This is a genomic window from Streptomyces siamensis, assembly GCF_039543605.1.
Lineage (GTDB): Bacteria > Actinomycetota > Actinomycetes > Streptomycetales > Streptomycetaceae > Streptomyces > Streptomyces siamensis.
The window spans coordinates 26,394-47,690 of the sequence record NZ_BAABKB010000037.1; the positions used below are offsets into that span (position 1 = coordinate 26,394).

Annotated in this window: 17 protein-coding genes; 7 read left to right on the plus strand and 10 right to left on the minus strand. The window is 70.0% G+C overall.

Features of this window, described 5'->3' with window-relative positions; all coding sequences use genetic code 11:
* Window positions 1-34: 34 nt before the first annotated feature.
* Complete coding sequence (locus tag ABEB03_RS36355) at window positions 35-922, plus strand: oxygenase MpaB family protein (protein WP_345657179.1); 888 nt, start codon at window positions 35-37, stop codon at window positions 920-922.
* 117 nt (window positions 923-1,039) lie between these two features.
* Here ABEB03_RS36355 and ABEB03_RS36360 read toward each other — a convergent pair whose 3' ends face one another.
* The 3 genes from ABEB03_RS36360 to ABEB03_RS36370 all read right to left on the minus strand — a co-directional run bounded on the left by ABEB03_RS36360 (window position 1,040) and on the right by ABEB03_RS36370 (window position 3,004).
* Window positions 1,040-1,717: an alpha/beta hydrolase gene (locus tag ABEB03_RS36360; protein WP_345657180.1), complete on the minus strand. Its 678-nt coding sequence runs from the start codon at window positions 1,715-1,717 to the stop codon at window positions 1,040-1,042.
* A gap of 334 nt (window positions 1,718-2,051) precedes the next feature.
* Window positions 2,052-2,591 (minus strand): hypothetical protein, encoded by a 540-nt coding sequence (locus ABEB03_RS36365; RefSeq protein WP_425589354.1) that lies wholly within the window; start codon window positions 2,589-2,591, stop codon window positions 2,052-2,054.
* The gene (locus ABEB03_RS36370) at window positions 2,588-3,004 is read right to left on the minus strand and encodes an ATP-binding protein (protein WP_345657182.1); all 417 of its coding nucleotides are present in this window, start codon (window positions 3,002-3,004) and stop codon (window positions 2,588-2,590) included. The genes ABEB03_RS36365 and ABEB03_RS36370 overlap by 4 nt, the downstream gene beginning before the upstream one ends.
* 367 nt (window positions 3,005-3,371) lie before the next feature.
* Between ABEB03_RS36370 and ABEB03_RS36375 the strand changes: the two genes are divergently transcribed.
* A complete protein-coding gene (locus ABEB03_RS36375) occupies window positions 3,372-3,602 on the plus strand; it encodes a DUF397 domain-containing protein (RefSeq protein ID WP_063611268.1) in 231 nt (76 codons plus the stop codon).
* 97 nt (window positions 3,603-3,699) lie between these two features.
* Window positions 3,700-4,620 (plus strand): helix-turn-helix domain-containing protein, encoded by a 921-nt coding sequence (locus ABEB03_RS36380; protein ID WP_345657183.1) that lies wholly within the window; start codon window positions 3,700-3,702, stop codon window positions 4,618-4,620.
* 96 nt (window positions 4,621-4,716) lie between these two features.
* On the opposite strand, the gene ABEB03_RS36385 is transcribed toward ABEB03_RS36380, so the two are convergent.
* Complete coding sequence (locus ABEB03_RS36385) at window positions 4,717-5,535, minus strand: SAM-dependent methyltransferase (protein WP_345657184.1); 819 nt, start codon at window positions 5,533-5,535, stop codon at window positions 4,717-4,719.
* A 280-nt stretch (window positions 5,536-5,815) separates the two neighbouring features.
* On the opposite strand from ABEB03_RS36385, the gene ABEB03_RS36390 reads away from it, so the two are divergent.
* From ABEB03_RS36390 to ABEB03_RS36400, 3 genes are all read left to right on the plus strand, one after another.
* A complete protein-coding gene (locus ABEB03_RS36390) occupies window positions 5,816-6,199 on the plus strand; it encodes a hypothetical protein (RefSeq protein WP_345657186.1) in 384 nt (127 codons plus the stop codon).
* Window positions 6,200-6,407: 208 nt separating this feature from the next.
* Entirely contained in the window at window positions 6,408-6,959 is a 552-nt protein-coding gene (locus ABEB03_RS36395; protein WP_345657187.1) for a cysteine hydrolase family protein, read from the plus strand.
* The gene (locus ABEB03_RS36400; protein ID WP_345657188.1) at window positions 6,956-7,900 is read left to right on the plus strand and encodes a GlxA family transcriptional regulator; all 945 of its coding nucleotides are present in this window, start codon (window positions 6,956-6,958) and stop codon (window positions 7,898-7,900) included. Before ABEB03_RS36395 ends, ABEB03_RS36400 begins: the two co-directional genes overlap by 4 nt.
* Before the next feature lie 161 nt (window positions 7,901-8,061).
* On the opposite strand, the gene ABEB03_RS36405 is transcribed toward ABEB03_RS36400, so the two are convergent.
* Window positions 8,062-9,189, minus strand: coding sequence for a PP2C family protein-serine/threonine phosphatase (locus tag ABEB03_RS36405; protein WP_345657249.1), 1,128 nt, complete (start codon window positions 9,187-9,189; stop codon window positions 8,062-8,064).
* A gap of 220 nt (window positions 9,190-9,409) precedes the next feature.
* Here ABEB03_RS36405 and ABEB03_RS36410 point away from each other — a divergent pair, with 220 nt between their 5' ends.
* Window positions 9,410-12,157 carry a SpoIIE family protein phosphatase gene (locus ABEB03_RS36410; protein ID WP_345657189.1) on the plus strand — a complete coding sequence of 916 codons (2,748 nt, stop codon included), beginning with the start codon at window positions 9,410-9,412 and terminating at the stop codon, window positions 12,155-12,157.
* Window positions 12,158-12,187: 30 nt separating this feature from the next.
* Here the strand turns inward: ABEB03_RS36410 and sbnA are convergent, their stop codons facing one another.
* Genes sbnA through ABEB03_RS36435 form a run of 5 tightly spaced genes read right to left on the minus strand, consistent with a single transcriptional unit; the run spans window position 12,188 to window position 21,280 of the window.
* A complete protein-coding gene (gene sbnA / locus ABEB03_RS36415) occupies window positions 12,188-13,210 on the minus strand; it encodes a 2,3-diaminopropionate biosynthesis protein SbnA (RefSeq protein ID WP_345657190.1) in 1,023 nt (340 codons plus the stop codon).
* A 34-nt stretch (window positions 13,211-13,244) separates the two neighbouring features.
* The gene (sbnB, locus tag ABEB03_RS36420; RefSeq protein WP_345657191.1) at window positions 13,245-14,315 is read right to left on the minus strand and encodes a 2,3-diaminopropionate biosynthesis protein SbnB; all 1,071 of its coding nucleotides are present in this window, start codon (window positions 14,313-14,315) and stop codon (window positions 13,245-13,247) included.
* Window positions 14,315-15,316 carry a TauD/TfdA family dioxygenase gene (locus ABEB03_RS36425; protein ID WP_345657192.1) on the minus strand — a complete coding sequence of 334 codons (1,002 nt, stop codon included), beginning with the start codon at window positions 15,314-15,316 and terminating at the stop codon, window positions 14,315-14,317. Before ABEB03_RS36425 ends, sbnB begins: the two co-directional genes overlap by 1 nt.
* Window positions 15,317-15,371: 55 nt before the next feature.
* Window positions 15,372-18,668, minus strand: a complete 3,297-nt coding sequence (locus ABEB03_RS36430; protein ID WP_345657250.1) for a non-ribosomal peptide synthetase — start codon at window positions 18,666-18,668, stop codon at window positions 15,372-15,374.
* Window positions 18,668-21,280, minus strand: coding sequence for a Pls/PosA family non-ribosomal peptide synthetase (locus tag ABEB03_RS36435; protein WP_345657193.1), 2,613 nt, complete (start codon window positions 21,278-21,280; stop codon window positions 18,668-18,670). Before ABEB03_RS36435 ends, ABEB03_RS36430 begins: the two co-directional genes overlap by 1 nt.
* Window positions 21,281-21,297 lie beyond the last annotated feature (17 nt).

Below are 21,297 nucleotides of genomic sequence, written 5' to 3' on the forward strand. Positions count from 1 at the left end.
CACCGGCACCACGAGACCGGGAGGCCCAGCACCGATGAGACGCACCGGCACGGAACCGCCCGGCCTGCGGCAGCGGCTGGGGAACAGCCTCTTCGCCCGTGTGGCGGGCCCTGAGGGCCCCAGCAACCGCGCCCGGATCCACGGCACTCCCGGCCCGCGCTGGTTCGGCCCGGACCGTCCGATCCGCAGGGTGCACGGGGACGCGTCGATGTTCATCGGCGGACTCTCCGCCCTGCTGCTCCAGTCGCTCCATCCCCTCGCCATGGCCGCCGTCGACGCCCATTCCGGCTACCGCGGCGACCCCTGGGGAAGGCTCCAGCGCACGAGTACGTTCCTCGCGACCACCACGTACGGCACGGCCGACAGCGCCCAGGAGGCGTGCGACCGGGTCAGGGCGGTGCACGAGAGGGTGCGGGGCGTCACCGGCGAGGGAATGACGTATCACGCCGCGGACCCGCATCTGCTCGGCTGGGTGCACGCAGCGGAGGCCTACAGCTTCCTGCGTGCTCACCAGCGTTACGGCGTAAGGCCGTTGTCCTCGACGGGGTGCGACGCCTACGTCGCGGACATGGCGCGGGTGGCCACGGCCCTGGGTGTCCCCGACCCGCCGTCGAGCCTGGCAGAGCTCCAGGCACGTCTGGCCGTCTATCGTGCGGAGACGCGCGCCACTCCGGAGGCGCGGTCGGCCGCGCGTTTCCTCCTGTTCGACCCACCCGTGCCTCTGGCGGTCCGTCTTCCGTACGGGGTGCTGGCCGCCAACGCCGTGTCCCTGCTGCCCTCCTGGGCCGCGGCCGAGCTGCGGCTGCCGAGGCTGCCGGTGGTGGACAGCCTGTGCGTACGGCCGCTGGGCTGCGCCGTGACCTCGGCGGTCCGGTGGGCGATGGCGCCGTCGCGGCTCCCGACGGCGGTGCCGGCCGCCTGACGGCGGGCGTCCTGCGGCTGTGCGTCGCCCGCGGGTGTGCATCGCCTGCTGCGCTCGGCGGACGGGGCCGCCACGCCCGCCGGCGTTCGCGGAAGGGCGGGTGCGAGGGGTGCCCGCTCAGCCCGCCGAGCCGGGGCCGGACGCGGCGAGCGCAGTGATGGCCGAGACCGCGGCCCGGTTCCAGGCCCCGCGCGGCCGGAGCATGGCGTGGTCGCCACCCGCCATCACCACGGCATCGGCCCGGGCGCCCGCCTCGCGGGCCCGGTGCACGAAGGACACGGAGGCGTCGGGATCGGTGACCTTGTCCCGGTCGCCGTGGAGCACGACGACGTCCTTGCCGCGCAGGTGGGCCACCGGCTCGCCGTCGGGGCACCACGGGGCCAGGGCCAGGACACCCCGTACTTCTGTGGCCGCGGCCGCTCTCAGGGCCGCGCGACCGCCCATGGAGTGGCCCACGAGGACGACACGCACGTCCCCGGTGAGGCGGGAGAGTTCCCTCAACGCTCTGCGTGCGTCCCGCAGGGGGTCGGCGTCGGGTTCGTTCCATCCCCTGAGGCGGTAGCGCACCTCGCCGACGAAGACGTCGTCGGGTACCGCTGACGCCGCTGCTCGGATGAAGGGCCTCATCCGGAGCGCGGCCAGGTGCCAGGGCCTGGAGCGGGCCCGGCTGTGGGCCGTGCCGCCGTGCAGGAAGAGGACGGCGGTGCGGACCTCGGCGGGGGCGTGGTGCGTCACCAGCGCGGGTGCGGGCCCGCCCGCCCCACCAGGGAGGGATGTCTTCTCCTGAGCCGTCATCGGTGCTCCCCGTCCGCCACGCGTTCGCCCTCACTCGGATCCTCAGTCTGTCACCGCTGATCCGTAGCAAGGCGCCCGGCGGCTTGGTCGGCCGGGGTCGCTTTCGCCCTCGGCCGCCTTCCGGTGTTGTCCGAAATCAGCCGCCCCGAGACGAACAGGAGCGGTGCCTTGCGGGGTCCATGGGACGCAGGGAAGCGATGTTGTGCAGGATGCAGGGGACGCAGGAGAGCAATCCAGTGCGGGATCGATGGGGCGCGGGGAAGCGCTGCCGTGCGAGATCGACGCGATGCGGGCGCGTTGCGCTGCGGGATCGACGATGTGCAGAGTCGATCCTTCAGTCCGTCAGCGCGGCGGCCAGTTCCTTCGTGGCCTGGACGACTTCTCCGTCCGACTCGGCGAGGAGACCTCCGATGTCACCGCGGTGGGCGCGGACCGCCTGACGGGCCTCGCGCTCCCAACCTACGTAGTTCTCAGGGCGGTTGAGCAACTTGGGATAGGCGACGGCGGTGCTCTCCCATTGTCTGGCGTCCGCGATGTTCTTCAGCAGCTGGAGGATCTGTACGCGGCAGGCGACCTCGGAGTCCTGGGCGAGCTCCCACAGGAAGGGCACCGTCGCGGCGGTCGCCTGGTCCACGACGAAGCCGTACTGACAGATGCGGTCGCGAAGACGTGCGAGCGCGGCGATGGCCGTGTCCGCGTCCTGCGAGGTGATCGCGCTGAGCAATTCGGGGATCTCCGCGGCGGACCCGGTGGAGTCCTGCAGTTCGCGCCACGGGACGTGACTCAGGCTCTTCAGGGGTGTCTCCATGTCTGCTTCTCCAGAAGGGGGCTGCTGCTGCGCGCTCGACCGCCGTGCCGCCTGGGCGGGTCTCATGCCGGGCCCCAGGCCTCGGTGCCCTCGGGTGTGCAGGGAGCGCGCAGCATGGCCCAGACGATCTTGCCCGCGGGGAAGCGTGTCCAGCCCCAGTGTTCGGACAGGGCGTCGACGATCCCGAGGCCTCTGCCGTGGTCGCCCTGGGCGACGTCCGCGGGCTGGTGCACAGGGGGGCGGTCGTACGGATCGGTGACCGCGCAGACGAGGTGAGCGCGCCGAAGCGAGAGCTTGAGCCACACCTCCCTGCGCTCGACGGGGACCTTCGATGCCGCGTGCAGCAGCGCGTTGGTGGCCAGTTCGTTGACGACGAGTACGGCTTCGTCGCCGCAGGCGCCCAACTCCCATGCGGCGAGGGTTCGGCGGGTGAAGTCCCGCACGTGGACGAGGCCCTGCTGTGCGTCGACGACACGCATCCTGGCGGGCCCCGGGAAGCGGCTCGCCGACCGGTGACCGGCGAGCCGCAACGGAGCCGCGACGTCAGGTTGCACTCCCCGCAAAAGCGGTCGCGACCCGTCGTTCGGACCGTCCCCCGACGCGGTCCGAGCGGCGGAGCGTGGTGCTGAACGCGCAGGTAACGACACGGCATTCTCCCTGATGGAACGTCAGGCACGCACGGCTGCAGCGGCGTTGACTCCTCCGCTATTATCCACTCCGACAGCGCTCGGCGTGCAATTTCACGGGAAATTGCACGAGTGGCGACTCAAACAGGCCACGCTCGTTCGGTCCCGTCGGAGCGCGGCCGCGTCGAGCCCGTCATCGAACGTGAGCGAGGAGAGTCCGGTGCCATCAGTGCGAAACGGTGTGCCTGCCAGTTCACTGGCCGTCGACTGGGTCAAGAGCCGGCACAGCAACGCGGAGGGCAACTGCGTCGAGGTCGCTTCCCTCGCCGGAGGCGGGATCGCGCTGCGCAACTCGCGCGACCCCGACGGGCCGGCACTCGTGTACACCCCGTCCGAGCTGGCCGCTTTCCTGGCCGGTGCGAAGGACGGGGAGTTCGATCACCTGGTGTGAAGTGGAGTCACGTGGCCCACTTCTCCGGAGGCGTGCGGCAGTACGACTCGGGATGCGATGATGAACCCCGTCGTCTGCCGGTCTACTGGGAGTCAGGATGTCCGCCGAGTCGCCTCGCATCTCCCGCCTCGAACCCTATCTGAAGCGGACCGAGCCCGCCCCGACACTGCTGAAGATGCTGGTCGGCGTGCAGCTCGCGGGCATCCGCGAGGACTCGGGCCTCTCGCAGGACCAGGCCGCCCGTGAGATCGGGTTCAGTCCCGCGAAGCTGTCGCGCATCGAGGCCGGCAAAGGTCGTCGGCCGCCCACGGAGCGCGACGTCCAGGCCCTGCTGAACCTGTACAGGACCGGCGAGCACGAGACGTCGATCCTTCTGCAACTGCTACGGCGCGCAGGCGAGCCCGGGTGGTGGCAGCGCTACGACAAGCGTCTGATGCCCGAGTGGTTCGACCGGCTGGTCGGACTCCAGGAGGCCGCGGCCGCCATCCGCACCTTCGAGATCCAGTACGTCCCCGGCCTGCTGCAGACTGCCGCCTACGCCAGGGCGGTTGTGGAGCGCGGGCTGCCGACGGCACCGTCCAGCGAGGTGGAGCGCCGGGTCGAGATGCGTATGCGCAGGCGTGAGCTCCTGCATCGCGCGGACACCCCGCAGCTGTGGGCGGTCATCGACGAGTCGGTGCTGCTGCGTGTGCTCGGCAGCCGTGACGTCATGCGCGAGCAGCTGGAGTATCTGATGGACATGGCCGAACGACCCCATGTGACGCTGCAGATCGTGCCGTTGGACGTGACGAACGCCTCCGCGCCCGCGATCCCCATCACCTATCTGCGCTTCGGCGGTCTCGACCTGCCCGACATCGTCTACCTGGAGCACATCAGGAGCGCGAACTTCCTGGAGGACCGGGACGAGACCGAGGAGTACCGGCTGGCGCTGGACCGGCTCGGAGACGAGGCCCTCACCCCGCGCGAGTCGCTGGCGCTCCTGAAGAAGACGGCGGCGGACCGCTACGCCGCGTCCTGAACACGGCCATGGGTACGTCCGCCGCGGTGCGGGCGTACCCGAAGGCGTCGCGTCGGCGCACCGGGCGAGGGACGGCCCGCTCGATGCGCCCAGTCCCTAGGGAAGCCGGCCGACTCCGCCGAACTCCACCCATTCCTGCGTGAGCTGACGGGGCGCCACTTCGCTGTCGGGTCGCCACGTGGACACCTCGACCAGTCCCGGCTCCAGGATCTCGAGGCCGTCGAACAGCGCCGCGACGTCCTTCTCCTGGCGGACCCTGCCCCAATGCCCCTGGGTGACCTGGGCCATGAAGTCGGTGACGAACTCCCTGACCTTGGGGTCCTCGCTGACCAGTTGACACATCACCATGAAGCTGCCGGGCGCGAGGCGTTCGGCCACCCGACGGACCACGGCGGGCGGGCCGTCGGTCTCGCTGTCGGGGATGCAGTGGAAGACCGAGTTGAACAGCACGGCCACCGGCTCCGAGAAGTCGATGAGGCGCTGCGTGTCCGCATGGGCGAAGATCTCGTCCGTGTTCCGCAGGTCCGCGTGGATGACCGCGGTGCAGTCGTTCTGGTCGAGCAGCGCCCGGCCGTGCACCAGCACCATGGGGTCGTTGTCCACGTAGACCACGCGCGATGCGGGATCGACGCGCTGGGCGACCTGGTGGACGTTCTCCTGGGTCGGCAGGCCGGATCCGTGGTCGAGGAACTGCCTGATGCCGTGCTCGGCCGCCAGGGTCCTGACCACCCGCTGGAGGAAACGCCGGTTGTTCAGCGCGAGTGCACCCGTGCTGGGCACGACCTTGTCCAGCTCGGCGCAGGCCGCGCGGTCGGCCGCGTAGTTGTCCTTGCCGCCCAGGTAGTGGTCGTACATGCGTGCGGCCGTGGGCACGGTGGCATCGATCTTCGTGGACAACTGCCTACCAGCCTGCATCGTTCCCCCTGCTCCAAGCAGCTTCAAGTGGCCCGGCTAGGCAGACCATCCTAGGGAAAGGGCAATTGATCGTGCCAGCCCTTCGCCCAGAGGTCCCCCGGACGGCACCTCGAACCTTCCCTACTGACGCCCGCTCAATTCTCTTGAGCATCAGGAGATTTGCGACCCGAATCCTTTCACGATCCGCACATCCGGGCACGGGTGGCGGCGAGCAGGGTCGTACACGGCTGATCGTCGGCACCCCTTCCCGAGCGGGACGGTGTCTGCCAAAGTCCCGATCATGAAGGACATACGAAGACAACAGGTCGGCCTGCTTCCGGGAGTGGCGCTCGCCGCCGCGCTTCCGGGCATCACGCTCGACGAGACCGGCAAGAGCGCGCTGCTCGGTTACGTCATCGCGTACGTCGTCTTCGCGGGCGTCAGCACGGCGATCTGGGCCACCCCCAAGGACCCGCGCCAAGGGCTTCTGCTGCCGCTGCTGGCGATCGTCGGCCTGCTCCAGGACACACTCGTGTGGTACCTGGTCGCATGGCTGTCCGACGTCCACGTGAACAGCGTGTGGTGGGCGCTGGCGGCAGCTTTCGTGGTGCGGGCGTGCTGCTGGGCGGCCGTCTGGTGGCTGCCTTCCGGGACGGACGACGCGGCGGGCGCAACGGAGTCGTGACGCCGCTCCTGGCTGCCGCGTCGGCCCGTCCCCGGGAGGACGCATCGCTCGCCGTCGGGAGGACGCGTCGCCGGGCCCGGTCCGCGAACGGACCCGGGCCGGCCACGCGGCGATGGGCTCCGCAGGCGTCCGCGCTGACCGGATCGTTCCGGCACGGGCCTGGATCGGGCCTGGGGTTCACGCGTCGGGGCAGCTCAGAATCGATGTCATGAACCGAGCGCTGATAGTCGTGGATGTCCAGGAGTCCTTCCGTGCCCGCCCGTTGTGGGACGAGATCTCCGACCCCGGGATCGCCGAGCCGGTCAACCGGCTGGTCGCCCTGGCCCGGGCCGCGGGTGACCGGGTCTTCTGGGTGCTGCACACCGAGCCGGGAAGCGGTGACGTGTTCGATCCCCGGTCCGGGCACGTGCGTCTGCTGGAGGAACTGGACGGGCCGCGGGCGGACGAGGCGGTGCTGTACAAGACCTCGCACAACGCCTTCACGACGACCAACCTCCAGCAACTGCTGACCGAGGCCGGGGTCGGCGAGCTGTGGGTCTGCGGGATCCGTACCGAGCAGTGCGTCGAGACGACGACCCGTGTGGGCAGCGACCTCGGGTACCGCATGGTCTTCGTCACCGACGCCACCGCCACGAATCCGATCGGCGACCTGAGCGCCGCCGCGATCATCGAACGCACCGAGGCGGTCCTCCGCGACCGCTTCGCGCGCATCGCCTCGGTGGCCGAGCTGGAGGCGGAGCTGGAAGTATCGGTGGTGTGAGCCGAGTCGTCTTCGTCCTTCTGCCCGGGGTCCACCTCCTGGACCTGGCCGGTCCGGCTCAGGTCTTCAGCACGGCGGCGGACTTCGGGCAGCCGTACGCCCTCGCGTACGTCGCCGAGCGGGAGCAGGTGGTCAGCGCGCAGGGGCTGCCGCTCGCCGCCGACACCCGGTGGCCCGAGCTGGACCCCGACGACCTCGTCGTCGTGCCGGGGTGGCGGGCTCCCCGCCTGTGCCAGGGTCCGGAACCCGTCGCGCAGACGCTGGAGAGGCTGCGCACCCACCACGGCGCGGGCGGCACCGTCGCCAGCGTGTGTGCCGGGGCGGAGGCGCTCGGCAGGGCCGGTCTGCTGGACGGCCGCCGCTGCACCACGCACCACGACGTGCAGGACGAACTGGCCTCCCGGTATCCCCGGGCGACCGTCGTGCGCGACGTGCTGTTCACCACGGACGACCGCGTGGTGACGTCCGCGGGCATCGCCAGCGGCATCGATCTCGCCCTGCATCTGCTGGCGGTCCGGCACGGTCCCGCGCTCGCGGCCCAGGTCGCGCGGGACATCGTCGTCTACGCCCGGCGCAACGGCGACGAGCCCCAGGCGAGCGCCATGCTGCGGCACCGCTCGCACCTCGACGACACCGTGCACAGGGTCCAGGACCTGATCGAGCGACGTTTCACCGAGCCCCTGCCGCTGGCGGCCCTGGCCGCGTACGCGGGAGTCAGCGAGCGCACCTTGACCCGTCTGTTCGGCCGGGCCACCAACGGGCTGACTCCGCTGCGTTATCAGCAGACGCTGCGGCTGGAGCGGGCCGAGCACCTGGCGGGGCACGGGGCGACGCTGGATGCCGCCGCCCGCGAGGTCGGCTTCGAGGATGCCCGGATGCTGCGGCGGCTGCGCTCCCGGGACCAGCGGGTCGGCGCGGACGCATCAGAGCGCACGCGGTGACGCCGTCAGGCGGCACACATACTCGGAGGGCGCCCTCGCGGTGACCGATGCCCGGCGCGCGCCGCACACGGACGGGCACAGTCGCGGTGACGCCGACGCCCGGCACGCACGGAGACACCCACGGCGGCACCGGAGCCCGGCGCGCCCACGCCGGAGTCCGCCTACGCCGGGCGCTCGCGGTTCTGTTTGTTCGGGCAGCGCACCGCGAGGGCCGCGATGTCGTCGTCGAGTCGTCCCCCGCTGTAGTCGAGCAGGTCGTGGTGCAGGCGGTCGAGCAGTCCGCGGGGCGGTTGCAGGATCTGCCCCCGCATCCAGTCCGGCAGCGGGAAGAACGCACCGGTCCGGTCCCGGGTCTCCGAGACGCCGTCGGTGTAGAGCAGCAGCTGGTCGCCCGCGCCCAGGGCGATCGTGTCGACGCAGTAGTGGTGGCCGATGAGCTCCGCGAGGTTGAGAGGGGGCGAGGCGATGGTGGGCTCCAGCACGCGGATCTTGCCGCCGTGCACGAGCAGTGGCGGCGGGTGCCCGCAGTTGAGGAGGCGGACGCGGCCACCACCGTGGGGGATCTCGGCGACGAGGGCGGTGGCGAAGCGTTCAGGCCGGTCCTGGCCGGGAAACGAGGCGCTGTGACGGTTGATGCTGGCTTCCAGGCGGTGGATCACGCTCGTCAGGTCGGACTCGTCGTAGGCGGCTTCCCGGAAGCAGCTGATCACCGCCGAGGCCGCCCCGACCGCGGTCAGCCCCTTGCCCCGTACGTCGCCGATGAGCAGCCGCACCCCGTACGGCGTGCCGACCGCCTCGTAGAAGTCGCCGCCGATCCGGGACTGCTCCTGGGCGGCGAGGTACAGGGACTCGATCTCGACGTCCTCGATGCGGCGCGGCAGGGGGCGCAGGAGCACCTTCTGGGCCGCGTCGGCGACGAGCCGGACCTGGAGGAGGATCTCCTCCCGCTGGAGTCGGACATGGCTCGCGTACGCGGCGGCGAGGGTGACCGCGATGATGGCGGCCGAGGTGTACTGCGTGCCCAGGTCTTCGTAGAAGAAGCTGAGGACGATCATCACCACGAGGCAGAACCCGCCCAGCAGGATTGTGGGGACGACGGTCCACATGGCGGCGGCGAGAGCGGGGGCGGCGGGCAGGAGGCGGCTGAAGGCCATCTCCCTCGGTGTGGAGAACGCCAGGCCGGTGATGAGGACCGTCAGGATCACCGGTGACAGCTGGGCAGCTTGCCACCTGCTGCCGTAGGGGGATCGATGGCCCCGCAGCCGTCCGAACTTGACCACAAACGGCATCATATCGGTCGAAAGCGGACGTCGATCTCCGACGGACGCGCACCCGGACACGGCGAGCGACCGCCCGCACCCCGGAGAAAACCCGCCCCCGAACCGCTGTCCGGGCAGGCGGGACAGGGCATGCGACACACGCCCCGAACGGCTCCGGAGGGCCGACACGGCAAGATCCACTCTCGGGCGGGCCATGGCCACTCGGGATCACCGGTGCTAGAAAGGTCACATGGCGGATCGTTTCGCCGGTTTTCGACGCCTCTCACTGAGGTCACTGGTCAGCAGGAGCCCGCGGAGCGTAGCCGGGCAGGTGTTCCTGCTCCAGGTGGCCGTGGTGGTGCTGCTCGTGGCCTTCAGCGTCTTCGCCCTCGTCCTGCAGTCCGGACGCGACACGAACGCCGAGGCCAAACGTCGTTCGATCGCCGTCGCGGAGACCTTCGCCCACTCCCCCGGCGTGCAGGCGGCGCTCGCCGCCCCGGATCCGAGCAAGATCCTCCAGCCGCTCACCGAGGCGGCGCGCAAGGTCGCCGGCGTCGATTTCATCGTGGTCATGGACACGGAGGGCATCCGCTACACGCACCCGCTCCCGAGCCGTATCGGGAAGAGGTTCGTGGGCACCATCGAGCCGTCACTCGCGGGGAAGGTCTACACGGAGAGTGTCAACGGCCCGCTCGGACGCGAGGTGCAGGCCACCGTCCCCATCAAGGAGGACGACGGCAAGGTGATCGGCCTCGTCTCGGCCGGGCTGAAGGTGAAGAACGTGACCCACCAGGTGGCCCGGCAGCTGCCGATCATCCTGGGCGCCGGAGCCGGCGCGCTCGTGCTGGCCACCGGCGGGACGGCCCTGGTGGGCAGGCGGCTGCGGCGGCAGACACACAGCCTGGCTCCGGACGAGATGACCCGTATGTACGACCACCACGACACGGTGCTGCACTCCGTGCGCGAGGGCGTGCTCATCGTCGCGGACGACGGACGGCTGCTGCTCGCCAACGACGAGGCCCGACGGCTGCTGGAGCTGCCCCCGGACGTCGAGGGACGGCCCGTCGCCGAGCTGCCGGGGCTCGACCCCGAGACCGTCGAACTGCTCGTCTCCGGGCGCGAGGCCACCGACGAGGTGCACTTCGCCGGGGATCGGCTGCTGGCCGTCAACCAGCGCCCGACGGATCCGGACGGGGGTCCCAAGGGGGCGGTGGTGACGCTCCGCGACTCCACCGAGCTCCAGGCGGTGACAGGCCGGGCGGAGACCGCACGGGAGCGTCTGAAGCTGCTGTACGACGCGGGCCTCTGCATCGGCACCACCCTGGACGTGAAGGACGCCGCCGAGCAGCTGGCACAGGTGGCCGTCCCCCGCTTCGCCGACTTCGTCACCGTGGATCTGGCCGACGCCGTGCTCCGCGGCGAGGAACCGGCCCCCACTGCGACGGGCATGCGCCGTTCGGCCGTGCAGGGCATCCGGAGCGACCACCCGCTCTACGAGAAGGGCCGCCTGATCGACTTCGTACCGTCCACGCCCCAGGCGCGCAGCTACGGAAGCGGCCACAGCGAGCTCGTGACGGACCTGGCGGCCGCCGACGGGTGGCAGAAGCAGGACCCCGTACGCGCCCAGAAGATCATCGACTACGGCATCCACACCCTCATCGCCGCCCCCATCCAGGCACGCGGCGTCGTCCTGGGCATGGTCAACTTCTGGCGCTGCGGAGATCACGAGCCGTTCGACGAGGAGGAGCTGTCGCTGGCGGAGGAGCTGGTGGCGCGCGCCGCGGTGAGCATCGACAACGCCCGCCGCTACACGCGCGAGCACGCCATGGCGATCACGCTCCAGCGCAGCCTGCTGCCGCGGGCCCTGCCCGAACAGAGCGCCCTCGACATCGCCTACCGCTACCTCCCCGCCCAGGCGAACGTGAGCGGAGACTGGTTCGACGTGATTCCGCTGCCCGGCGGCCGGGTGGCGCTGGCCGTCGGGGACGTGGTCGGCCACGGCCTGCACGCCGCCGCCACGATGGGGCGCCTGCGGACCGCCGTGCACAACTTCTCCACCCTCGACCTGCCGCCCGACGAGCTGCTGAGCCATCTGGACGACCTGGTCGGCCGCATCGACCAGGACGAGACGGGTACGGAAAGCCCCGAGAACGTCGTGGGCGCCACCTGTCTGTACGCGATCTACGACCCCGTGACGCGCCGCTGCGTCATGGCGCGCGCGGGCCACCTGGCGCCGGCACTCGTCCACCCCGACGGGACGGTCACCTTCCCGGACCTGCCGGGCGGGCCGCCCCTCGGTCTCGGCGGGATGCCCTTCCAGACCGAGGAGCTGGAGCTCGCCGACGGCACCCAGCTCGTGCTGTACACCGACGGCCTCATCGAGGACCGCAGGCGCGATCTGGACGTGGGCATGGAACTGCTGCGCGAGGCGCTCGCGGGGCACCCCGAGCGGCCGCCCGAGGAGAGCTGCCGGGAGGTGCTGGAGGCCCTGCTGCCCAAGCGCCCGAAGGACGACGTCGCCCTGCTCATCGCGCGTACCCGGGGGCTGTCGCCCGACCGGATCGCCGACTGGGACGTGCCCGCCGATCCGGCCGCCGTCGCGGGGATGCGCGAGGCCGTGGCCGAGAAGATCGAGGAGTGGGGGCTGGCCGAGCTCGCGTTCAGCGTGGAGCTCATCCTGAGCGAACTCATCACCAATGCCATCCGGTACGCCTCCGAGCCGATCCATGTGCGTCTCATCCACGACAGGACGCTGACCTGCGAGGTGTCCGACGGCAGCAGCACCTCACCGCATCTGCGCTACGCGGCCACGACGGACGAGGGCGGCCGCGGCCTGTTCCTGGTGTCGCAGATCGCCGAACGCTGGGGCACCCGCTACACCCCGCACGGCAAGGTGATCTGGGCCGAGCAGGCGCTCCCGAAGGTCCTCCTCGACGACGCCGGGCCGGACGCCGCCCTCCCGGAGGAAGGGGCGTCCGGCCCGGACGGCCCGGCGTGAGCCGGGCCCGGATCGTGCGACGGCGGAACGCTAGGAACTCGGCCGGTGCGGCGTGCGCGTCACGGACTCGGCCGCGGCCGAAGGCGGCGTGATCCCCTCGGTCTCGAGGATGTCGTCGCCGTACAGATCCTGGAGCCAGTTGATCTGGTAGATGGTGTCGAGGTAGCGCTCGCCGAGGTCCGGGGCGATGGCCACCGTGGTGAGGTCGCGTGACCCGTGCCGGGCCAGCCAGTCCATCGCGCCGCTGACCACGGTCCCCGTGGAGCCGCCGAACAGGAAGCCGCGTCTGGCCAGCCGGTGACAGGTGCGGATGGTGTCGGCCTCCTCGACCCGGACCACCTCGTCCACGAAGGACTCGTCGAGCAGCGGCGGGCGCATGCTCATGCCCAGGCCGGGGATCATCCGGCGTCCCGGCGGGCCGCCGAAGGCGACCGAGCCCACGCTGTCCACCGCGACGATCCGCACCTCGCGGTTCCACTCGCGGAAGTAGCGCGCGCAGCCCATCAGGGTGCCGGTGGTGCCGGCTCCGATGAAGAGCACGTCGAGCTCGGGGAAGTGCTCGGCGATCTCCGGCCCGGTCGTACGGAAGTGCGCCCGCCAGTTGCCCTCATTGGTGTACTGGCTGAGCCACACGTAGCGGTCGTCGGACGCGCACAGCGCTCGGACGTAGTCGATCCGCTTGCCGAGGAAGCCGCCGTTGGCGTCGAGGTCGGCCACGACGTGCACCTCGCTGCCGAGCGCCTCCATGAGGAGCCTGGTCGACAGGTTGCACCGGGAGTCCGTCACGCACAGGAACCGGTAGCCCTTGCTCGCGGCGATCATGCTGAGCGCCACGCCGAGGTTCCCGGACGAGGACTCGATGAGGATCGAGTCCGGTCTCAAGACCCCCTCGCGCTCGGCACTCTCCACCATCTCGTTCGCGGCCTTCAACTTGATGGAGCCGGCGAAGTTGAAGCCCTCGCACTTCAGGTAGAGACGACGCCCGAATATCGGTTCGAGATCGACGTAGAGCCTGCTCTCGTTGAAGGCGTAGGGAGCGGTTATGACGGGCACGGTGGGCCTCCTGGTGCCTTGGCTGACGGTTGGTTCAGCCGTGTCGGCGCAGGTCGTGGAAGAAGTCGTCGATGATGCTGAGCTGACCCTCCCGGGCTACTTCGTCGTAGACGTACTTGCCGACGGCCAGGTCGAGGACGCCGAGCCCGAAGGGCGAGAAGATCACTGGCCGGTCGGTCGGCGGTGCCTGCCGTCCGGACATGACGTCGTCGAGAGTGCCGTCGAGGAAATCGCGGTTGCCGGTGAGCTGTTCCACCAGGTGGGGCGAGGTGTTCGCCTTGAGACAGTGCTCGACGTCGTCGACGAAGTTGGCCGAGCCGAGCAGGATCTCGGGGGCGAGGTCGCGCAGGGACACGTGCAGCACCAGCGGGTTGTGCGTGAACCACCCCGGGTCGGTGACATGCGGCTCACCGGCGACGGTGGCGAAGACCACCAGGTCGCTGGAGCGGATCAGCTCCTCGGCACTGTCGTGGACGGTGGCCTTCCCCGCGGCGCCGGTCGTTCGCAGGTAGCCGGCGAACCCGGCGGTGCTCTCCGCGGACAGGTCGTGCAGGCCGATCGTGTCGAACGTCCAGCCGGTGCCGGCCAGGAAGGTGTGGATGTAGCGGGCGATCAGCCCGGTGCCGAAGAACCCGACACGGGCCGGTCGGCCACGGGTGCGGCTGAGCCAGTCGGCCGCCAGCGCGGCGGACGCCGCCGTCCTGGTCGCGCTGATGATGGAGCTCTCCATGCAGGCGAAGGGATAGCCCGTGTCGTGGTCGTTGAGGATCAGGACCGCCGAGGCGCGGGGCAGCCCGGCCGACACGTTGGCCGGGAAGCTGGAGATCCACTTCAGGCCGTCGACGTTCACCGATCCGCCGATGGAGGCCGGCAGCGCGATGATGCGCGAGGCGGGCCGGTCGGGGAAGCGCAGGAAGTACGACGGCGGGTTCACCGATTCACCGGCGCCGTGCAGCCGGTAGGTGGCCTCGACGAGGTCCACGATCTGCTTCTCGCGGCCGCCCAGTGCCCGCTGCACCTGTGCGCCGGAGATGACGGCGAAGGTCGGCACCGAGGCCGGGTGGGACGTGGCCCGCTCTTCGGCGGGCGACAACAGGTGGGTCATCACCGGCTCGCCTCCGGTGTCGGGCCGCTGTCAGCGAGGCGTCGCGGCTCTGCCATGGCGACGAGCACCCGGCGCTCCCCGGTGTAGGCCTCTCGGCTGTGCGCGGTGCGGATGTTGTCCACGAGCATCAGGTCACCGGCCTGCCACGGCTCACGGCGCGTGTGGGCCTCGTAGGTGCTGTTGAGCACCTGGACGACGTCCTCGCCGATCGGAGATCCGTCCCCGAAGCGGGTGTTGAACGGCAGTCCGTCCTCGCCGTAGACGTCGACCAGGTACTCGCGGACCTCTGGGGCCAGCGTCCATTCGTTGAGGAAGGCGATCTGGTTGAACCAGCAGCGGCGGCCGGTGAGCGGGTGCCGCACCACGGCGCTGCGTCGCTGCCGGGTGTGCAGGGACCCGTCCGGCTGCCAGTCGAACTCGATGTCGTTCGCGTGGCAGTAGTGCTCGATCGCGGCCCGGTCGTCGGTCCCGAAGGACTCCTCCAGGGACGCGCCGATCTCGTCGTTGTAGCTGCGGGTCAGCAGCCATCCCTCCCGCTCGAAGCGTTCGCTCAGCGCGGTGGGCAGTGCCTGGAGCATCTGCTCGGCGTCGGCCACCGCCGTCGCTCCGCCGCTTTCCGGGGCGGTCAGGCACGCGAACAGCATCAGGCCCGGTACCTCGAGCGTGTAGCTCAGTTCGTGGTGCATGCACATGGGCTGGTTGGGCGGCCAGGTCGAGGACGAGTACACCCCGGGACGGTACGTCTCGCGGGGAGCGAAGGCCTCGCGCTCGGTCATCAGACCGCTGGTCAGTCCCTGGAAGACGGCCCCGGTCTGCTCGGGCTCCCGCAGTGCCAGACCGCGGACGATCAGAGCGCCGTGCTCGGTGACCTGCGCGTGCAGGGCGTCGCGGTACTGGGTCGCCCAACTCGGCGCGTCACCGGGCGTCTCGACGTGCAGCACCGGAGGCCTGTCCGGCCGCAGGTCAAGGTCGAGCGGTGGTGCCATTGGTGAGGACGACATCTCGGGTTCCTTTCGGTCGGTCCTCCGGCGGCTCGGGGAATCTCCCGGCCGGGTTTCAGGGGGAGGCCAGTGGTTCGGCTGCGCCGAGGACGGCCTGGGCCGCCTCGGCAGGACGGATGCGCAGGAAGTAGTGACCGCCGTCGGCGAGTTCGTGCAGTTCGACGTGTTCGGCCAGGTGCTGCCAGTCGCGGTAGCGGTCGTGGTATCCGGCGGTGACCGGATCGTCGGCGGCCACGACCACCGTGACCGGCGCGGACAGCTTCGCGGTCGGCGCGGTTTCCAGCGCCTCGGCGAAGTAGCGGTGTGCGCACGTGTAGTCGTGCCGGTAGGCGGCGCCGATCTGCGCGGTGTGCTGCGCGTTCAGCTCACCGAGCTCGGTGTATCCGCCGTCCGCCGTCAGGCCTGCGGCGATCTCGGTGTCGCTGCGGCCGGTCAGTTCGGTGAGCGCGGCCCGCCGTTCGGCGGCGGAGCCGAGCAGCTGTGCGCCGAGGAACACCCGTGGGACGTCGATGCCGCGCTCCTGGAGCCTGCGGGCGGTCTCCACCGCCGGCGCCGCACCAGAGGAGTGGCCCCACAGCATGACGCGGGTCAGACCACGCCGGGTGATCTCGGCGACGACCTGCTCCGCCACCTGGTCGATCGGGGCGAACGGCTCGTTCCGGGCGGCCAGGTCGTGTCCGGGGAGGTCCACGGCGTACACCGCGAGCCGGCCGGATCCCTGCGGACCGCCCGTCCCGTCGATGCCGCTGCCTGCCAACGCGCTCGCCAGCGGCTGGTAGTTGACCGCGTTGCCACCCGCGTAGGGGAAGCACACCAGGGCGCACTCGGGCACGCCGGTCGGTGTCGACAGCGGCTGGAGCAGCTCCGGGTGCCGGCGGTCGGCGCCGTCGAGGAGTGCGGCCAGGTCGGCGAGCACCGGGTGCCGGGTGATGTCCTTCAGGGAAACCGCGCGGTCCAGGGCGATGGTGAGCTTCACCGCCGACAGTGAGGTGCCGCCGGAGTCGAAGAAGTGGTCCTGCCGGCCGATCCGGTACTCCGGAACACCCAGCAACTCGGCCCAGGCACCCGCGAGTTTCCGCTCGGACGGAGTGAGCGGGGCGTCCTCGTGCTCTCCCGCGCCGTCGCCCTGCGCGGGCGGCGTCTGTTCGGCGAGCGCGGTCAGCGCCTTCCTGTCGATCTTGCCGTTGGCGGTCAGTGGCAGACTCTGCTGCCAGTGGACGGCCGAAGGGACCATGTAGGCCGGCAGTTGGGCGGCGAGCGCCTCGCGCAGCTCGTCCGTGGGCAGTTCGCGGCCCGAGTAGAAGCCGACGAGGTGTTTGCTGTCGTCGGCCCGCTGGGCGATGACGACCGCGCCGTCCCGCACTCCGGTCACCCGCAGCAGCGTGTTCTCGATCTCGCCGATCTCGATGCGGAAGCCTCGGATCTTGACCTGGTTGTCCCGGCGGCCGAGGAACTCCAGCTTGCCTCCGGGGTGCCAGCGCCCCCAGTCACCGCCCAGATAGAGCCGTTCACCCGGCCGGTGGGGGTTCTCGCGGTAGGCCTCGCGGGTCCGCTCGGGGTCGTTGACGTATCCCCGGCCCACGCAGACACCGGAGAACGCGATGAGTCCGGGGGCGCCCAGGGGGACCAGTGCCAGGTGCTCGTCGACGACGTGGACGTGCACGTTGTTGACCGCGCGCCCCAGCAGGACCCGTTCGGGCACCCCGGTCATCACCTCGTGGTTGGTGTCGTCCGAGGTCTCGGTCAGTCCGTAGGCGTTGACCAGTTTGATTCCCGGCTGGATCGCGAACCAGCGCTGGACCAGTTCCCGCTTCAGTGCCTCACCCGTCACCGACACACAGCGCAGGTCGGGCAGTTCGCGCGGATGCCGTTCCAGGTACGACGCCACCACTTCCAGGTAGGAGGGCACGACCTGCACCACTCCGGCCCGGTCGCGGACGAGCGTGTCGAGGAACTGCTCCACGTCGACGATCGCCTCCTGGGCGACCAGCAGTGTCCGGCCGCCCACCAGCAGGGCGGACAGCACTTGCCACAAGGAGATGTCGAAGCACTGCGGGGCGGTCTGCGCGACCACACGTCCCTGCACGATCCCCAAGTCGTCGATCTTCGCGAAGAGATGGTTGAGCATGCCCGCGTGCTCGCACATGGCGCCCTTCGGCTCGCCGGTGGAGCCGGAGGTGAAGTAGATGTACGCCAGCTGGTCGGCGGCGACGCCCACACCGACGTCGCCGTCGGCGTGCTGCTGCGCGTACGCGTCCTCGATCAGCAGCTTCTCGACCCCGGGCAGAGCGGTGAGCGCCTGGTCGAGGGTGTGGGTGCTGCCCGTCTCGGTCAGCACGAGCCGGCAGGCGGCCCGCGACAGTGTCGCCTGGATGCGACCGGCCGGGAAGTGCGGCTCGATCGGCAGATACACGCCGCCCGCCTTGAAGACCGCGAGGATCGCGGCGGCCCAGTCGGGATTGCGTTCGGTCACCACGGCGACGACGTCCTCGCGCCCGAGTCCACGCTCCAGCAGGGCGCGCGCCAGCCGGTTCGCGCGAGCGTTGAGCTCGCCGTACGTCCACTCCCGGTCGCCGTGCACGACGGCCACCGCCTCCGGGTGCTCCCGTACCCGCTGCTCGAACAGCTCGTGCGCCCGTGCGTCGGGCAACTCCCTGAGAGGTCCGGCCAGTCCTTCGAGCTGCTCGCGCACCTCGTCGGCGGACAGCAGACTCTGCCGCGTGTGCTCGGCGTCGGGGTCCGCCGCCACCGACCGCAGCACGGTCAGGTGATAGCCGCCGATCCGGGCCGCGCACTCGCCGTCGATGACCTGGGTGCGGTACCGCAGCCGCATCAGCAGCCGTTCGCCGCGGTCGCACCATCTGACGCCGAGCGCCGTGTCGTCGTCGAGACCGCTCGCGGAGGCCGCCGCGTCGAAGGCGACCTCGTACGACGGCCCGGCCACACCCAGCTCGCGCCGCAGCTCGGCCATCGGGAAGTCCTGGTGCGCCAGCAGCTGTTCCTCGACGCGCTGGACACCGGTCAGCAGCGCGCGCCAGGATCCGGGGCCGACGGTCAGCCGGCACGGCAGCGGTCCGCTCCGCGAACCCGTGACGTAGCCCGTCACCACCTCGGGTTCGCCGGAGAGCGCGGCCAGCACCTTGGCGTGCGCCGCGAGCAGCACCGTGCTCAACGGCACTCCGGACTCCCGCACCAGCTCACGCAGGGCCCGCAGTACGTCGTCCGGCACGGCCACCTCGTACTCGGCGACTCCCTGCACGGGCTCGCGGGCCCACCGTGGCACCGCGGTGAAACCACCGGCGGTCAGGACACGGCTCCAGAACTCCCGGTCCGACTCCACGCGCGTCTCCATCATGAACCCACCTTCGCCGCAGTGCCGTTGACCGAAGGCGTCGTCGCTGTCAGCGTTTCGACGCCGAAGGGCTGTTGTTCGAACAGATCCGGCATGTCCGCGGCGGGATTTCCGCCCCACCGCGCCCTCGCCGGGACTTCTTCGCCCTTCATGAGGAAGGAGTCGGCTACCAGCACGGCGCCGTCCCCCATCGTCACGCCGTAGTGCACGTGCGCACCCACACCGAGCGTGCAGCCGGCACCGAGGGTGGAGACGTCGGACTTGAACGTGCCGTCCTCCTGGGAGTGGCACTGGATCTTGCTGCCGAAGTTCAGGGTGCACTCGTCGCCGATGGTGGCGAGGGTCCGCTCCGTCAGGTAGCAACCGTCGTCGAACACCCTCTTGCCGATACGAACCCCCATGAGCCGCCAGATCACGTTCTTGAAAGGGGTTCCGTTGAAGATGTTCAGGTGCTGGTCCGGCACCTTCCAGATGCGCTCGTGCCACCAGAAGACCGGGTCGTAGATGGAGCACAGTTGAGGTGTCAGCCGGCGGAACCGGCCGGCCAGACGCTCCACCAGGATGTAGTAGCCGGCGGTGAACGCGAGCGTGATCGCCAGATACGCGGCGATCACCACGTGCCCGAACACACCGTAGAAGTCGATGGAGGCGAGGGCGAACAGCGTGAGCACGAAGGTGAACACCCAGCGCGCGAACAGCATGACCGCCATCGAGCGGAGGTTGTAGCGGTTCTTCGCGGACAGGCGGCGGCGCAGTTCGTCTCCCGTCCTGATGTCGTCGAACCGCGCGTCGCGTTCCACCGAGCGGGGAATCTCGAAGGAGGGCGAGCCGAGCAGCCCCACGCCCTCGCGGATCTCACCGTCGAGAGGGATCAGGACCTTGGTCGCGAGCAGGCAGTTCTTGCCCGTTCTGCCGCCCGCGGGATAGGCGATGTTGTTCCCGAGGAAGTTGTGCGGTCCGATCGAGGCCCGGGACACCCGGAAGGACGTGCTGGAGTAGTCCGCGTTCACGATCGACAGTCCGTCGGCCACCATCGTCCCCGTACCGACGGTCACCAGATACGGGTTGTCCTGCTGCAGCTCGGTGCCGAAGTTGGACCCCGTCTGCTGGACGCGGGACAGGTCGTATCCGAGACCGCGCAGGTAGTGCACGACGTACGAACTGTCACCGAAGAGCCAGCCGAAGAACTTGATGTTCGTCATGCGGGCGATGGCCCGGTGCGCCGCGTAGTGGAAGCCGTAGAGCGGGTAGACCTTGTCGGGCCGGACGGTCAGATTCAGCACACGGGGGACGGTGTACAGCCAGATCAGGCCCAGGACGACGAAGCCGAAGAACACCACGACGGAGAGGTACAGGGCATCGGTGACCAGCACCGACGTCGTGAGTCCCGTCGTGTCCGGCCCCAGTCGCCGGCCGAGTTCCGGAACCTCGATGAACAGCATGTACAGACCGCCGACGCCCAGCGGCACGTACAGGAAGAACATCTGGAGCACGGTGACGAGGCCGAACCAGGTCCGTCGCAGGGCACCGCAGCTCGCCGGGGCGACCCTCACGTGTTCGATGTCGGTGGGCTGTGCCGGCGATCCGTGCCGGTGCTCACCGGCCGGGATCGCCTGACCACGGTGCAGTGCGGAGGCGTGACCGAGCTGGGCTCCGTCGCCCATCGAGGTGTCGATGTCCAGGACGGTCTTCTCGCCGACGAACACATCGCGTCCGAGCGTGACCCGGCCGGTCTGGATACGCCCAGCATGCGCGCGATAGCAGAGGAAGGACGAATCCTTGCGGATCACACTGCCCGAGCCGATCGTGAGCAGGTCGGCACAGACCGGTACGGAGTGGGAGAGGATCGTGACCCCGCTGCCGATCCGCGCGCCGAGCGCCCGGAGATACAACACGAACAGCGGGTTTCCGGCCAAGAGGACGATGGGATTGCTGTGGAGCAGCGACTTCACGATCCAGAAGCGCATGTAGGCCAGGCCCCAGACGGGGAATTCACATGGCTTCGAGCGGCCGATGAGAATCCATTTGGCAGCGATCGGAAGAAGGAACACGGCCAGGAGACCGCAACTCCCGAACACGACCGATCTCAGGTAGATGTCGACCACACCTGAACCGGCGGCGACCCACGCGTAACCCCGAGCGGTTATCAGTCCGAACGCAACGGAGTACGCCAGGAAAATAGACAACTGGAACGTGCCGCAGAGGAAATAGTTCAGCTTGTTCGTCGGATGCGGCATCGGCTGGAGCACCGGCGTGGTGCGCACCGCCTGCGATGTCTGAGCGTGTACGCCGACCGTCGCGGGAGCCGACACTGTCAGGGCCGCCGCCAGACTTCTGATCGAAGGGTTCCGATAGATGTCCTTCATGGACGCGGACGGCAGGCCGGGTATCTTCCTGATTCGCGCACAGAATTGGGCCATCACCAGAGAATTGGCGCCGAGATCGTCGAAGAAGTGTGCGTCGACCGGAACGTCTTCGACGCAGGTGACCTGGGCCAGCACTTCCGCGAATTTACTCTCGGTGTCCATCTCCAACGCGTCGGCGCTGCTGTGTTCGCCGACAACGACCCGGTCCGGCCCGGCTATATGGACCTCGGAGGACTTCTCCACCATTTGACCTCCTGGAGGAC